This is a genomic window from Streptomyces sp. NPDC005402, from assembly GCF_040606575.1.
GTDB lineage: Bacteria > Actinomycetota > Actinomycetes > Streptomycetales > Streptomycetaceae > Streptomyces.
Genome location: NZ_JBEXFB010000011.1, coordinates 40,068 through 53,917, shown reverse-complemented (window position 1 = coordinate 53,917; position 13,850 = coordinate 40,068). Strand labels below are relative to the sequence as shown.

Annotated in this window: 12 protein-coding genes and 1 pseudogene; 8 read left to right on the top strand and 5 right to left on the bottom strand. The window is 71.9% G+C overall.

Features of this window, described 5'->3' with window-relative positions:
• Positions 1-59: 59 nt before the first annotated feature.
• A complete protein-coding gene (locus tag ABZT02_RS22210; protein ID WP_356019718.1) occupies positions 60-1,091 on the top strand; it encodes a phosphatase PAP2 family protein in 1,032 nt (343 codons plus the stop codon).
• A gap of 99 nt (positions 1,092-1,190) precedes the next feature.
• Here ABZT02_RS22210 and ABZT02_RS22205 read toward each other — a convergent pair whose 3' ends face one another.
• A complete protein-coding gene (locus ABZT02_RS22205) occupies positions 1,191-1,406 on the bottom strand; it encodes an I78 family peptidase inhibitor (protein ID WP_356019717.1) in 216 nt (71 codons plus the stop codon).
• A 367-nt stretch (positions 1,407-1,773) separates the two neighbouring features.
• Between ABZT02_RS22205 and ctaD the strand changes: the two are divergent.
• Positions 1,774-3,447: pseudogene (gene ctaD, locus ABZT02_RS22200) on the top strand (cytochrome c oxidase subunit I); the annotation flags it as partial.
• On the opposite strand, the gene ABZT02_RS22195 reads toward ctaD, so the two are convergent.
• On the bottom strand, positions 3,344-4,396 hold the full coding sequence (locus tag ABZT02_RS22195; protein WP_356019716.1) for a YafY family protein: 1,053 nt from the start codon (positions 4,394-4,396) through the stop codon (positions 3,344-3,346). The pseudogene ctaD and the gene ABZT02_RS22195 sit on opposite strands and share 104 nt — an antisense overlap.
• Before the next feature lie 62 nt (positions 4,397-4,458).
• Between ABZT02_RS22195 and ABZT02_RS22190 the strand changes: the two genes are divergently transcribed.
• The gene (locus tag ABZT02_RS22190; protein ID WP_356019714.1) at positions 4,459-5,628 is read left to right on the top strand and encodes an epoxide hydrolase family protein; all 1,170 of its coding nucleotides are present in this window, start codon (positions 4,459-4,461) and stop codon (positions 5,626-5,628) included.
• A 1-nt stretch (position 5,629) separates the two neighbouring features.
• Here ABZT02_RS22190 and ABZT02_RS22185 read toward each other — a convergent pair whose 3' ends face one another.
• A complete protein-coding gene (locus tag ABZT02_RS22185) occupies positions 5,630-6,928 on the bottom strand; it encodes an ABC transporter substrate-binding protein (protein ID WP_356019713.1) in 1,299 nt (432 codons plus the stop codon).
• Positions 6,897-7,457, bottom strand: a complete 561-nt coding sequence (locus tag ABZT02_RS22180) for a hypothetical protein (RefSeq protein WP_356020132.1) — start codon at positions 7,455-7,457, stop codon at positions 6,897-6,899. Before ABZT02_RS22180 ends, ABZT02_RS22185 begins: the two co-directional genes overlap by 32 nt.
• A 111-nt stretch (positions 7,458-7,568) precedes the next feature.
• Here ABZT02_RS22180 and ABZT02_RS22175 point away from each other — a divergent pair, with 111 nt between their 5' ends.
• The 3 genes from ABZT02_RS22175 to ABZT02_RS22165 are packed head-to-tail and all read left to right on the top strand — an operon-like array spanning position 7,569 to position 11,385.
• Entirely contained in the window at positions 7,569-8,045 is a 477-nt protein-coding gene (locus ABZT02_RS22175; RefSeq protein ID WP_356019712.1) for a hypothetical protein, read from the top strand.
• Positions 8,045-10,729, top strand: coding sequence for an ATP-binding cassette domain-containing protein (locus tag ABZT02_RS22170; protein ID WP_356019711.1), 2,685 nt, complete (start codon positions 8,045-8,047; stop codon positions 10,727-10,729). The genes ABZT02_RS22175 and ABZT02_RS22170 overlap by 1 nt, the downstream gene beginning before the upstream one ends.
• The gene (locus tag ABZT02_RS22165) at positions 10,726-11,385 is read left to right on the top strand and encodes an ATP-binding cassette domain-containing protein (protein ID WP_356019710.1); all 660 of its coding nucleotides are present in this window, start codon (positions 10,726-10,728) and stop codon (positions 11,383-11,385) included. Before ABZT02_RS22170 ends, ABZT02_RS22165 begins: the two co-directional genes overlap by 4 nt.
• 83 nt (positions 11,386-11,468) lie before the next feature.
• On the opposite strand, the gene ABZT02_RS22160 is transcribed toward ABZT02_RS22165, so the two are convergent.
• Positions 11,469-12,131 (bottom strand): transglycosylase family protein, encoded by a 663-nt coding sequence (locus tag ABZT02_RS22160; protein WP_356019709.1) that lies wholly within the window; start codon positions 12,129-12,131, stop codon positions 11,469-11,471.
• Between the two features lie 505 nt (positions 12,132-12,636).
• On the opposite strand from ABZT02_RS22160, the gene ABZT02_RS22155 reads away from it, so the two are divergent.
• Together ABZT02_RS22155 and ABZT02_RS22150 are read left to right on the top strand one after the other, a co-directional pair.
• Positions 12,637-13,419: a hypothetical protein gene (locus ABZT02_RS22155; RefSeq protein ID WP_356019708.1), complete on the top strand. Its 783-nt coding sequence runs from the start codon at positions 12,637-12,639 to the stop codon at positions 13,417-13,419.
• Positions 13,420-13,480: 61 nt separating this feature from the next.
• Complete coding sequence (locus tag ABZT02_RS22150) at positions 13,481-13,804, top strand: hypothetical protein (protein ID WP_356019707.1); 324 nt, start codon at positions 13,481-13,483, stop codon at positions 13,802-13,804.
• The last annotated feature ends 46 nt before the right edge of the window (positions 13,805-13,850 follow it).

The following is a 13,850-nucleotide window of genomic DNA, read 5'->3' as shown; positions in this document are numbered from 1 at the left end:
TCATCACAAAGCCGCTGATTCGCCAGGGAACAGAGCTCACTCGCTGTAACGTCGATTGGGTGCGTACCGAACGAAACCCCACCCGTCTGGACCGGGTGTTCGCCAGGCTGGACCGTGAGCCGGAGCGGCCGGCCCACCTCAGCGTGCCCCGGGCGAGCCGGCACCGGACCGTCCTCGCGGTCGCCGCACTGGCCTTCTACCTGGCGATCGTCTGGCTCGTGGTGACCACCTCGTGGCTGGTCCGCCTCGACTGGCAGGTCATGTTCTTCCGGCCGTACCAGCAGTGGGCGTCCATCCACTGGTTCGTCGACTACTACGTGGTGCTGGGCCAGCGCGGCCCGACCGCGGTGATGGTCGCGGCCTGGCTGGGCTGGCGTTCCTGGCGCCAGCACACCCTGCGCCCGCTGCTGACCCTGGGCGCCTCGCTGCTGCTGCTGAACATCACGGTCGGCGCCGCGAAGTACGGCATGGGACGACTCGGACCGCACTACGCGACCGTCATCGGCTCGAACGAGATGGGCCTCGGCGGCGATATATTTCCCAGCGGCCACACCGCCAACGCCGTGGTGACCTGGGGAATCCTGGCATATCTGGCCTCCACCCCGAGAGCCCGCCGCTGGCTGTCCGCGATCTCCGCGGTGACCTCGCTGGGCGTCGGCATGGCCACCGTCTACCTCGGTACGCACTGGCTGAGCGACGTCGTGCTGGGCTGGGTCGCGGGTCTGCTGATCCTGCTCGCGCTGCCCTGGTTCGAGCCGCTGATCGCCCGCACCGAGGTCTACGCCTTCGACCTGCGCGACCGCTGGCGGGCCCGCGGCGGCGCGAAGGCCCCCGCCCCGGTCACCCCGGTCACGGCGCCCGCGCCCGCCCGGCTCAAGCCGCTCACGGCCCCGCAGAACGAAACGGCGGCCCGCGAGGCCTCGGCGCCGACGCGTGGCCCCAGGTCACCCGCCCACCTGGCGCCGGGCCCGCACACCACCCGCTCGGAGCGCACCCCGGTCACCCCGGCCGGCAGCCGCCGCCCGCCGCACCCGGACCGCATCGTGCGCGGTACGCCGTCCCCGGCCACCCGGCCGGTGACCGGCGGCTGAACCTCACCTCGAAGCCGACGGGGCCGGTACGCACCACCACCCCGGGCATGACGTGGGCCCCGGTCCCCCGAGAGGGAACCGGGACCCACGTCATGCGGTTCAGCCCTTCCAGGCCCGCGCCACGCGGCCGTCCTTCACCTCGAAGTTCAGCCGGCCCGCGCGGTACTCCATCGTGATGATCGCCCCCGGCGGCAATGTCCGGACCGTCGACCAGCCCCGCTCACGCGCGAGCTGTTCGGCGGCGGCGGAGTCGAGACCGACGTAGGTGTCCGGGCTGTCCTGGGGTTCGGCGGGCGGTGTCGGAATGGGTGCCATACCGCCACGCTAGGCCCTGCCCGGCGGCCGCGGAAGTCCGGATCCCGCACGCCTCCTGTCACGCTTCTGCCACAGCGTCCCGCCACCCGTTTCCCTCGCGCTCCGTCACACGAACGGGCGTTTCCCCACCCCTTCCGCGCGTATTCGAACGTAATTCCCGCGCGTCGTACGGCTTCTCCGAATGAACCGTGAGAAGGCTTGTCCGAGAACTGGCCCGGCTCCTTTGCCCGCCACCGATTCCGGACACGGCCGGCCGGCTGACACCGCATAGGAAATACACGGTTCCAGCACAGAACCCCCTTACGCCCCCTGTCGCCGCGCACGACGGCGCGAGCATCATGGCGTGAGCCGAGCGAAGGGGCGAGCGATGGGGACGCAGACCGTGCACGCGACGGCACGACCCGTGCGGACCAAGGGGCACGGGCGGGTGATCGTCGACTGGCTGATCACGACCGACCACAAGAAGATCGGTCACCTCTACCTGATCACGTCGTTCGTGTTCTTCCTGGTCGGCGGGGTGATGGCGCTGCTGATGCGGGCCGAACTCGCCCGGCCGGGGCTGCAGATCATGGACAACCAGCAGTACAACCAGCTGTTCACGATGCACGGCACGATCATGCTGCTGCTGTTCGCGACCCCGAGCTTCGCGGGCTTCGCCAACGAGCTGATGCCGCTGCAGATCGGCGCCCCGGACGTGGCGTTCCCGCGGCTGAACATGCTGTCGTACTGGTTCTTCCTGTTCGGCGGTCTGATCGTGCTCGGTTCACTGATCGTGCCGACCGGCCCCGCCGCGTTCGGCTGGTTCGCCTACGCGCCGCTGAACAACTCCGCGCACTCCCCCGGCGTCGGCCCCGACCTGTGGATCATGGGGCTCGCGCTGGCCGGCTTCGGAACGATCCTCGGCGCGGTCAACTTCATCACCACGATCATCGGGATGCGCGCGCCCGGCATGACCATGTTCCGGATGCCGATCTTCACCTGGAACACACTGTTCACGTCGATCCTGATCCTGCTGGCGTTCCCGGTGCTGGCGGCCGCGCTGCTGGTCCTGGAGGCCGACCGGCGCTTCGGCTCCCGCGTCTTCGAGGCGGGCAACGGCGGGGCGCTGCTGTGGCAGCACCTGTTCTGGTTCTTCGGGCACCCCGAGGTGTACATCATCGCGCTGCCGTTCTTCGGCATCATCACGGAGATCATCCCGGTCTTCAGCCGCAAGCCGATCTTCGGCTATCTGACGCTGGTCGCGGCGACGATGTCGATCACCGGTCTGTCGATCGTGGTGTGGGCGCACCACATGTTCGTCACCGGCGCGGTGCTGCTGCCGTTCTTCTCCTTCATGAGCTTCCTGATCGCCGTCCCGACGGGCGTGAAGTTCTTCAACTGGACCGGCACGATGATCAAGGGCTCGCTGTCCTTCGAGACACCGATGCTGTGGGCGACGGGGTTCCTGGTGACGTTCCTGTTCGGCGGCCTGACCGGAGTGCTGCTGGCCTCGCCACCGCTGGACTTCCACGTCTCGGACACCTACTTCGTCGTGGCGCACTTCCACTACGTCGTCTTCGGCACGGTCGTCTTCGCGATCTTCGGCGGGCTGTACTTCTGGTGGCCGAAGTTCACCGGGAAGATGCTCGACGAGCGGCTCGGCAAGATCCAGTTCTGGACGCTGTTCGTCGGCTTCCACACCACGTTCCTCGTCCAGCACTGGCTGGGTGCCGAGGGCATGCCGCGCCGGTACGCCGACTACCTCGCGGCCGACGGCTTCACGGCCCTGAACACCGTCTCGACGATCGGCGCGTTCCTGCTCGGCGCCTCGACGCTGCCGTTCCTCTACAACGTCTGGAAGACCGCCAAATACGGCGTGAAGGTGGAGACCGACGACCCCTGGGGCTTCGGCCGCTCCCTGGAGTGGGCCACCTCCTGCCCGCCGCCGCGGCACAACTTCACGACGCTGCCGCGGATCCGTTCCGAGTCCCCGGCGTTCGACCTGCACCACCCGGAGTACGCGGCCCTGGCTCCGCAGCCCGAGCCGAAGAGCGAGCAAGCGAGCGAGCGAGGCGGTCGTGAGCCGTCCTGATCGCCTCGGTCAGCCCGTCCGGCTCCAGCACCTCGAACTCGAAGCCCGTCATCATCACGTGGATCACCATCACGTCGAGGCTCGATGCCCCGGTGCGCAGGATGCAGCTGTCGGGCCCCTCCCCCTCCAGCACCCCGGCGCTCGGTGAGATCCGCTCGGCGGCCCGTTCCTTGGGCACCAGCAGCCGCACGACCGCGTGCGAGGCGTACGCGCGCGTGGAGACGCCTCGCGAGACGTAGGCGGCGAGATCCTCGGCGGGCGGGGTGCGCGGCGCGAACCGGGGCCCGTGCGGCGGCTTCGGGGTGATCCGGTCGACGCGGAAGGTCCGCCAGTCGTCGCGGTCCAGGTCCCAGGCGACCAGGTACCAGCGCCGCTCGCTGCACACCAGGCGGTGCGGTTCGACGCTACGGCGGCTGGCGGCGCCGCCGTGATCGCTGTACTCGAAGCGCAGTCGCTCGGCGTCCCGGCAGAGGTTGGCGAGCTCGGTGAGGACGCCCGGGTCGACGGCATCCGGTTGCGGGCCGCGCAGCATCGGCACCGTGAAGGCGTTCAGGGCACCCACCCGGCGGCGCAGCCGGCCCGGCAGCACCTGCTCCAGCTTGGCGAGGGCCCGTACGGAGGTCTCGCCGATGCCCTCGATGCCCTGCCCCGCGGCCGTGCGCAGGCCGACGGCGACCGCGACGGCCTCGTCGTCGTCCAGGAGCAGCGGGGGCAGCTCGGCGCCCGCGCCCAGCTGGTAGCCGCCGCCGGTGCCCGGGCTGGCGTTGACGGGGTAACCCAGCTCGCGCAGCCGGTCCACGTCCCTGCGCACGGTGCGCGAGGTGACACCGAGGCGGTCGGCGAGGTCGGCGCCGGACCATTCGCGGTGGGCCTGCAGCAGCGAGAGCAGGCGCAGGAGTCGTGCCGAGGTCTCCAACATGGTGCCGAGTCTGCCAGCGCTTGCGGACAGTGGCTGTCCGCAAGCCCTCCTACCTTGGACTCATGGCAGACACCAGCGCGACCGCGAAGAACCGTGAGATCCGTCCGTTCCGGATCGACATCCCGCAGGCGCAGCTCGACGACCTGCACACCCGCCTGGACCTCACCCGCTGGCCGGACGAGCTCCCGGAGACCGGCTGGGAGTACGGCGCCTCCCTGCCGTATCTCCGCGAGCTCGCCGCGTACTGGCGGGGCGCCTACGACTGGCGCAAGCACGAGGCCGCCCTGAACGAGCTCCCGCAGTTCGTCACCGGGATCGACGGCGCCCAGGTGCACTTCCTGCACATCCGCTCCGCCCGTCCGGACGCGCTCCCGCTGATCCTGACGCACGGCTGGCCGGGGTCGGTCGTCGAGTTCCTCGGGGTGATCGGCTCGCTGAGCGAGGACTTCCATCTGGTGATCCCGGCCATCCCGGGCTTCGGCTTCTCCGGCCCGACGCGCGAGCGGGGCTGGAACGTCAACCGGGTCGCCCGCGCGTGGGCCGAGCTGATGCGCAGGCTCGGCTACGAGCGCTACGGCGCCCAGGGCGGCGACCTCGGCGCCCTGATCTCGCCCGCGCTCGCCCGGATCGCGCCGGAGTCCGTGGTCGGCGTCCATGTGAACGCCGCCTCGGTCGGCTTCATCCCGCTCGGCCCGGTCGACGAGGAGGCGCGGAAGGGACTGACCGACCGTGAGCTGCGCAGCCTCGCGAGCATCGCCGAGTTCACCACGGACGGCTTCGGCTACAACGTGCTGCAGTCGACCCGCCCGCAGACCCTGTCCTACGCGCTGACCGACTCACCCGTCGGCCAACTGGCGTGGATCATGGAGAAGTTCCAGGCGTGGACGCACTCCTCGGCCGCGCTGCCGGAGGACGCGATCGACCGGGACACGCTCCTGACGAACGTGATGCTGTACTGGCTGACCGGCACGGCCGGTTCCGCGGCCCGCATGTACTACGAGAACAGCCATGTGCCGGACTGGTTCCCGACGCAGACCTCCGGAGTGCCGACCGCGGTGGCCAACTTCGGCGAGGACGTGGCGATCCGCCGCTGGGCCGAACAGGTCAACACCCTCGTCCGCTGGACGGAGTTCGACCGCGGCGGCCACTTCGCGGCCCTGGAGGTGCCCGAGTTGCTGGCCGGTGACGTCAGGGAGTTCTTCAACGGGGCCGAGGTCACCCGAATGCGGTGACTCACTGCTGGTACGGCAGTTGCGGAACGTCGAAGCACGTGCGGTTCATGTCGCCCTGGGAGACCCAGCCCCGGCCGTCCTGCCAGCGGGCCACCGAGAGACAGGTCCTGCGGGACGTCGGGGGCTCGGCCAGGCGCTCGAACCGCACGGGGACGAGCAGGCCGTCCGCCGTGTAGTCCTGGCTGCGGTTCATGAAGGCGTCGACGCACGCGCGCGTGATGCCCGCTTCCGCCTCCGCGCACGACTTCGCCGCGTCCGTGAACCACATGGCGGCCGCCCAGCCTTCCAGCTGCCACTGGGAGTGCGTCCTGAGTCCCTTCGTGGCGTCCCTGAACTCCCGTACGGCCCGGTTGCCGGTGTCCTCGTAGTCGCGGCTCGCCCCGGTCGCCCACAGGGCGTTGCGGCAGCGCGGGGCGTCCCGGTAGTCGTCCTGGACGGTGGACGTCCAGTTCTGCACGTTGGTGACCTTGGCGGTGACCTCGACGCCGGCCGCGTCCATCGCCTCGCACAGTCGGGCGTTGCCATGGCTGTCGACGGCGTCGAAGACGAGGTCGGCGCCCTGCTCCTTCAGGTCGGCCGCCACGGCACGGAAGTTGGGCAGTGCGAAGTCGACCTGCTCGGTGACGACCCTGTAGCCCTCGGCCCTCAGTCCCTGCTCGACGAGCCGGGCGTAGGCGGCGGACGCGGCCTGGTTGTAGGAGACGACGGCGGCCGTACGGGCCCCGTGCTCGCGCTTGAAGTAGCGGTAGACCTCCGTGCCGCCGTACTGCTTCCCGTCCCAGCCGGTCGTGCCGTTCCGGGGCGCGAGGCTGCCGTAGATGCCGTAGAGGTGCGGCCAGGTGTCGTAGGCGGCGCCGATGGGCTGGCCGCCGATGTCGGGCACGCGCGCGTGCGAGACGCGGGAGGCGCCCGCGTAGTCGAGGGCCGTGGTGGCGACCAGGGCGACCACCTTGTCCTCGTCGATCAATCGGTGCACACAGGTGTTGTTGCCGACCCCGCTGCCGCCGTCGTCGCACTCGCGCACCTCGATCCGGCGGCCGCTGACGCCCCCGCGCGCGTTGAGCCGCTCGAAGTACGCCTTGGCGCCGTCGCGCGGACCGGTGAAGGCGCTGCCGCCGACCGGGCTGGTGGCGCTGGTGACGATGCCGACGCGGACCGGGGTGTCGCCTCGCGCGGGGGTGGCCCGCTCGCGGTGCTCGAAGTCGCTCTCCGGCAGCCTGCTGCCGCACGCCGTGCCCACCGTGAGCAGCAGGACCGCGAGGGCGGCCTCAGCAGCCCGGAAGAGCCGACGCCGTGGCATTGCCGCTCAACTGGACGAGCGCGCACAGGGTGTTGACCGACACCTTCCAGGTGCCGTCCTGTTCGACCGCCGTTCCGGAGGCGTCCGGCAGGGCGGTGGCGCCGTTCAGCATCAGGGTGTACGTCACGTCGGCCGCGGTCGGCTCGGTGAACCCGACCTTGGTGACCTTCGCCCGCACCTGTCCGCCGCGCTGGTCACCGCTGAAGGCCTGGAGCACCGGGCCCATGTCGTCGCCGTTCTCCAGGACGGCCTGCTTGTCCTTGGTGGAGGTCCTGGGGTCGAAGAACTTCTCCCAGTTCGTCCTGATCTCCCGCTGGGCGGCGGCCGCGTCGGCCGGTCCGCTCGGCGACGGTGCCGCCGAAGGTGTGCTCCGCTCCACGGAAGGCGTCGGCGGCGGGCTCTCGCTGCCGCCGCCGCTGTCGTCGCTGCACGCCGTGAGGGCCACGGCGAGGGCGAACCCCACCGCCATCAGCCCCCGGCTGCCGTTCCCCCACGTGCGGTCGCTCCCGAGAACCATCTGGCTCACCACCGGGTGTCGGTCCGGGCCACGTGCGCCCGGTGCTTTCAGGGTCAGCTTCAAGAAGGCATAGTGCAAGCGATTGGCTTACATGGACAGGCATGCGACATGTGGGAGCCAGAGATGCGGACAGCCCGACTGCGGACCGTGCACCCCGTCCTGTGGGCCGGCTGGGCCGCACTCGCCGCGGGCGCGGTGCTGTGCGTCCTCGGCTGGTACGGCGTCTCGGGCGAGCGTTACGCCGAGCGGCAGCTGCCCTACCTCGCCTCCTGCACGGTGCCCGGCGCCGCGCTGATCGTCGCCGGGGCCATGCTCCTCACTCATGGCCGGGGCGCGCTCGCCGCCGCGCGCGTGGAGGAGCTGTACGGCCTCCTGGTCGCCGCGGAGCCCACGGAGGCCGAGGAGTCCGGCCCGGCGGTCGGCGCGCCCCTGGCCGTCAGCGGGGACCTGCTGATGGTGCCCGGCGGCACCCTCTGGCACCGCGCGGACTGCCCGCTGGTCGCCGGGAAGGTGGAGTCGATCCCGGTGGACGCCAAGCTCCTGGCGAGCGGCGAGCTGGGCCCCTGCCCGATCTGCGAGCCCGTCGAGGAAACCGACTGATGTCCTCGCTGACCTACGACCTCACCCTCGCCGGGTTGTCGGTCGGCGGCGCGGCCGCGCTCACCGGAATCGGCCTGATCGTGACGTACCGCGCGACCGGGGTGCTGAACTTCGCGCACGGGGCGATCGCGATGGTGTGCGCGTTCGTGCTGCGGAGTTGCGTGGTCGAGTGGGGCTGGCCGCTGTGGGCCGGGGCGGTGGTGACCCTGCTGCTCCTGGCACCGGCCCTCGGCGTGCTGCTGGAGCGTTTCGTCTTCCGGCCCCTGGCCGTCCTGGGCGGTGATCCGGCCCAGACCCTGGTGGCCTCCATCGGCGTCTTCGTCCTGCTGGTGGGCGGGGCCGCGCTGCTGTGGGGACAGGGCGCCCGGGACGATGCTCCGGAGCTGGTGCCGGCGGACCCGTGGGGGCAGCTGGCGGTCGTCCTGGTCCTGTCGGCCGGCGTGGGCGCGGTCATCCGCTGGACGCGCTTCGGACGGGAGCTGCGGGCCGTCGTGGACGACCGCGGGCTGGCCGTGCTCGGCGGGATCGACGCCGACCGGGTGGCGGCGGCCGGCTGGGCGTTCGGGGCGTTCACGGCGGGCCTGACGGGCGTCCTGCTGGCCCCCTACGTCCGCCTGGACCCGTACGGGCTGCCGCTTCTCGTCATGGAGGTGGTGGCGGTGGCGGTGGCCGCGCGGATGCGCAGCCTGCCGGTGGCGGTGTTGACGGCGCTGACGATCGGAGCGGCCCAGAGCCAGCTGACGAGACTGCACCCGTCGGGCTGGGCCGAACCGTTGCTGCGGGCGGTGGGCGCGAACCTGTTCGTCGTGGCCCTCCTTCTCGCGGCCCTGGTACTCCCCCGCATCGGCACCCGGGATGTCCTCCCCCGTACGGCCACCGCGCGCGTGCCGACGCCTTTGGGCGCGTGGATCGTGGCGGCGGTCCTGTTCCTGCTGCCGCTGGGCTTCGCGGGCTCGGACCTGCACACGTCGGTGCAGGTTCCCGCGCTGGGCGTGGTGCTGCTCTCCCTGGTGGTGGTGACGGGCAGGGGCGGCCAGCTCTCCCTCGGACAGGCGGCCTACGCGGGCCTGGGCGCCCTGTTCACGGCCCTGCTGGCGGCGGGCCGCTTCCCGGGCCTGCCCCGCGTGCCGGAACTGGCCGCGCTGGCGCTGGCGGTGGTCCTGGTGGCGCCCCTCGGCCTGCTGACCGGCTGGCCGGCGATCACCCGCCGGGGGCTGGCCCTGGCCCTCGCGACCTTCGCGGTCGGCGTCGGCGTGAGCCGCTTCGTCTTCGCCCAGCCGTACGCCACGTCCGGCCTGTCCCTGGACCGCCCCGAGGGTTTCGAGGGCGACCGCGCGTACTACGTCCTGGAGCTGGCCCTGCTCGCGCTCGCCCTGCTGGCGACCCACGCGCTGCGCAGAGGCCGTACGGGCCGGGCCCTGGCCGCGCTGCGCGATCACGAGTCCGCGGCCTCGGCGGCAGGCGTCCGCGTCCCCGCCCTGAAACTCCTCGCCTTCGTCGCGGGCGCCGCCCTGGCCGCCCTGGGCGGCGGAATGCTCGGCATGGGTCTGCGCGCCTTCGACCCCACCGCCTACGACCCCGTCCGCGGCCTCCTCTGGTTCGCCGCGGTGGTCGTCCTGGGCGCCGACAGCACCCTGGGCGCCCTGGGAGCGGCAGCCCTGCTGGTCGGCCTCGACGCGGGGGCACGGGGCGGGGTGGCGGCGGCGCTGATCGGAGTGCTGGCGGTGCTGGTGGGCCGCTTTCCCGGGGGGCCGTACGAGGCGGTGCGGGCGGTGGCGGAGCGGCTTCGACCACCCCGGCCGACAGCCCTGACGCCCCTCGGGGTGCGGGTGAGACGCCGCTTGCCGACATCTCGGGGGCAGGCCCCGGCACCCACGAACGACGCCGCACCCGCCGGCGACGCTCCACCCCCGCAGGGGCCTCCCGCACCCGGCCGTGAAGGGGGCACGCGTGGTGCGAGGGGGCACACGAACCCGGCCGAAGGCCGGGCCGTCCTCACCGCCCACGACCTCCACGCCCGCTACGACGGCTTCACCGCCCTCGCCGGAGTCGACCTCACCGTCCCACCCGGCAGCATCACCGCGATCATCGGCCCCAACGGCGCGGGAAAATCCACCCTGTTCCACTGCCTGGCAGGCACGCTCCGCCCCACCCGGGGCCAAGTCCGCCACGGCGACCGCGACATCACCCGCCTCTCCCCCCACGCCCGCGCCCGTCTCGGCATCGCCCGCACCTTCCAGCAACTGGCCGTCTTCCCGACCCTGACCGTGGCCGAGAACGTCCAGGTAGGCGCGGAACAGGGCCACCGCACCGACCCGGCCGCCACGGCCCGCGCCCTGAGACTGCTCGCCCTCGACGGCCCCGTGCGGGACTCCCCCGCCGCCGGCCTCCCCACCGGCACCCTACGCCGCGTGGAACTCGCCAGAGCCCTCGCCGGCGCTCCGGGCGTCCTGCTGCTGGACGAACCCGCCGCCGGTCTGGACACGGCCGAGGTGACCGCCCTGGCCCGCGTCCTCAGGGCCCTCGCGGCGGACGGGACCGCCCTCCTCGTGGTCGAGCACGACCTCGACCTGGTCGCCGGCCTCGCGGACGTCGTGCACGTCATGACCGCGGGCCGCGTCATCGCCTCCGGCCCCCCGGCCCACGTGCTGGACACACTCGACGCCCGGGAGACCGCCGTATGACAGCCACCACGGCCATCTCCCTGCGCCACGCGCGCGTGCGCTACGGCCCCCTGGAGGCCCTGCACGGCATCACCCTCACCGCCCCCGGACCCGGCCTCACCGTCCTGCTGGGCCGCAACGGCTCCGGCCGTACGACGGCTTTGCGCGCCCTGGCCGGGACAGTGCCGCTCATCGACGGCCGCGTCGTGTGGGACGGCGTCGACGTGACCCGCGTGCCGGCGTACGAGCGGGCCCGGCGCGGTCTGTGTCTGGTCCCCGAGCGCCAGGCGGTGTTCGCTTCCCTCACCGTCCGCGAGAACCTCGAACTCGCCGCCCCCGCCCACGACCTGGCCCTGGAGGCCTACCCGCAGCTGGCCGCCCTGCTCCCCCGCCGCGCCGGCACCCTCTCCGGTGGCGAGCAGCGCATGCTCGCCGTCTCCCGTGCCCTGCTGGCACGCGCACGTGTGGTCCTCGTCGACGAACCCGCGCAAGGCATGTCTCCCGCGGTCGCGGCCCGCACGTACGAACTCCTCGCCGCCCTGGACGCGTGCGTGGTCGTGGCCGAGCAGCGGCTCCCAGCCACGCTGCCCGGCCGGACGGCGATCGTGTACGAACTGCGGCGCGGCGCGGTCGTGTTCCGCGGAGAGGCGGCGGAGCTGCGGCGGGGGCGCGCCTGAGCGCCCCGTCCGCGTCCGCACGGCCAGGGCCCCGCCCGGTCGGGAGACCGGACGGGGCCCGTGCCCATGGCAGGGGGGAGCTCTCAGATTTCGAGGCGCTGCCCGGGCACGATCAGGTCGGGATCAGCGCCGATGACGGCCTCGTTGGCGGCGTAGAGCTTCTGCCAGGTGGTCCCGTGCCGGGCGGCGACCTTGCTCAGCGTGTCGCCCGGGCGGACGGTGTAGTCGCCGCGGGAGGCGCTGCGGTTGGTGTGGCTCTTTGAACGGGCCGGCGTCTTCGCCGGCTTGGACGGCGCGGCCTTGGTCCCGGACGAGGTCCCCGCCGAGCCGGACGAGGTCCCCGCCGAGCCGGAGGAGGTTGCGGGCGCGCTGCCGTACGCCCCGGCGCGTGCCGAGCAGGTCGGCCAGGCGCCCCAGCCCTGGGCGCCCTGGACCTTGGTGGCGACGGCGATCTGCTGGGTTCTGGTGGCCTGGTCGGCGGTGGGCGCGTAGGCCGTACCGCCGTACGCGCGCCAGGTGCCGGCGGAGAACTGGAGTCCTCCGTAGTAGCCGTTTCCGGTGTTGATGTGCCAGTTCCCGCCACTCTCGCACTGGGCGATGCGGTCCCACACCCCGCCGTCCGCCGCCACCGAGTTGCCGGCCGCGGCCAGCAGCCCGAGCGGGGCGAGCAGGGCGGCCCCGGCGAGGGCCGCGGTGGTTCGGGTCCTACGAGTGGTGTCGCGGGTGGTATCGGCACATTCGGACATGTGATTCCCTCTCGAAGGACTCGGGGTCCCCCAAGGCGGAACGCACTCCCGGCACAGGGGCCGGGCGGTCGCGCTCCGCCCCGTCCGCCGGAAGGTGGTGCGATGTGCTGGCTTCGTACGTCGGCGGACGTTCCCGAGCGGTGCTCGCTGCACACGGCGGAGGAATGTAGAGAGCCTGTGGAGACGTCGGCAACCAACTCCTCGTCGTTCCAGGCCAGTTCATCGTTACCGCGGGTATCGGCGATTTCCGGCCACCCACTTCATTCGCTGATTTCCTGATTTGTCGACCACTCGCCCCGTCAACCTGTGACCCACTTCACGCAACCAACTTCCTTTGATATCCATCTACTTGACACTGAGTGCCCGATTCCGCACCCGGGGTGACCCTGCGCGGTGGTCGGTTCGATTCCGTTCGCTTTGGGGCGTGACTCCCGCCACAGATCACCCGTTGTCTTCTTCATGAGCCCGGGACCCACCCGGGCACCACATCCCGAGGGAGCCACCCGTGCCGCGCATGCTCGACGTCAGCGACGAGGTACGCGCTGAGATCGGCGACGAAGAAGCCGACCGGCTGCTCGCCGGAGACAACGCCCCCGGCAGCTACGACTGCACGTCCTGCCGCACCCAGGGCGACTCCGAACAGGAGCGCACCAGCACCGTCCTGTTCATCGGCGACGAGACCGCCGTCCTGGCCTTCGCCCACGCCACCTGCCTGCCCTCCCAGGTCGTCCAGGTCACCGAGGAGCAGCTCCAGGGCGCGGTGAAGTCCATCACCGGCGACTCCGTCGACCTGGACCCGGACAAGGTCGTACCCGAGCAGGCGGTGCTCGGGGTGACCAGTGGCCTCGTCCTGATCGCCGGGGAGTTGCACCCGGCACTGGTCGTGGAACCGACCGGGCCGATCGCGCGGCCGGGCGCGACGGGAAGCGGCGACGACTTCCTGCCGCTGCTGATCGAGCAGGGGTTCATGCCGCTGACGGCGATCGAGTCGGTGCCGTCCGTGCTGCACGGGTGGTCGGTGCTGCTGGCGGTGGGGCAGCTGCACGCGGTGCTCCAGCCGTCGCCGAACGGTGGGCAGCCGGTGGCCTGGTGGCAGGCGCACCAGCCGCTCCAGGTGACGGACAGCTGGCGGGCCGCCGCCAACAAGCACCAGCAGGTGCTGATGTTCGCCGCGCCGGTGGGGTCCATCGGACGGCAGCCGCGCGAGGACCTGCTGCGGGACGCGCTCGACAAGGCGGCGGCGAACGGCAAGCTGGTCGCGGCCGCGATGCCGCTCGCGGGGACGTGAGGACCGGCTGAAGGATCACGCCGAACCGCATCCCCGAGGTCCCGGTGTCGTTTGGACATACGTGCACCCATACGACGCTCCGCGCCGGTTTCCCGGCGGACCATCGGCCACGCCGATCTACGACGCGCTCTACTCCGAGTACGTCAAGACCTTCCGTTCGCTGCCGGGTGACCGCAGCGGCGAGGAGGAGCTGGGCTTCACCGCGTTCGGGAACATCCCGCACGCCTCGGGCTCGTTCAGCGGCTCGTACAGCGCCTACAGCGCGGGGGCGTTCAGCGCCCGCCAGCAGTCGCAGTGGCAGCGGGTGGGACACATCGGGCACCAGCACACCGGAATGCACCACGTCCCGGCGGCGCTGCCACCCGGTCCCCGCAGAGGGAACTGAGACATGAGGAAGGGCGGCCCCGGTGTGGGCCGCCCTTCCTCATGTC

Bases quoted from the DNA above. Each gene is read 5' to 3' on its own strand.
- ABZT02_RS22165 (WP_356019710.1), top strand. From the start codon at position 10,726: ATGACAGCCACCACGGCCATCTCCCTGCGCCACGCGCGCGTGCGCTAC.
- ABZT02_RS22160 (WP_356019709.1), bottom strand. From the start codon at position 12,131: ATGTCCGAATGTGCCGATACCACCCGCGACACCACTCGTAGGACCCGA.
- ABZT02_RS22190 (WP_356019714.1), top strand. From the start codon at position 4,459: ATGGCAGACACCAGCGCGACCGCGAAGAACCGTGAGATCCGTCCGTTC.
- ABZT02_RS22195 (WP_356019716.1), bottom strand. From the start codon at position 4,396: ATGTTGGAGACCTCGGCACGACTCCTGCGCCTGCTCTCGCTGCTGCAG.
- ABZT02_RS22175 (WP_356019712.1), top strand. From the start codon at position 7,569: ATGCGGACAGCCCGACTGCGGACCGTGCACCCCGTCCTGTGGGCCGGC.
- ABZT02_RS22185 (WP_356019713.1), bottom strand. From the start codon at position 6,928: ATGCCACGGCGTCGGCTCTTCCGGGCTGCTGAGGCCGCCCTCGCGGTC.
- ABZT02_RS22205 (WP_356019717.1), bottom strand. From the start codon at position 1,406: ATGGCACCCATTCCGACACCGCCCGCCGAACCCCAGGACAGCCCGGAC.
- ABZT02_RS22170 (WP_356019711.1), top strand. From the start codon at position 8,045: ATGTCCTCGCTGACCTACGACCTCACCCTCGCCGGGTTGTCGGTCGGC.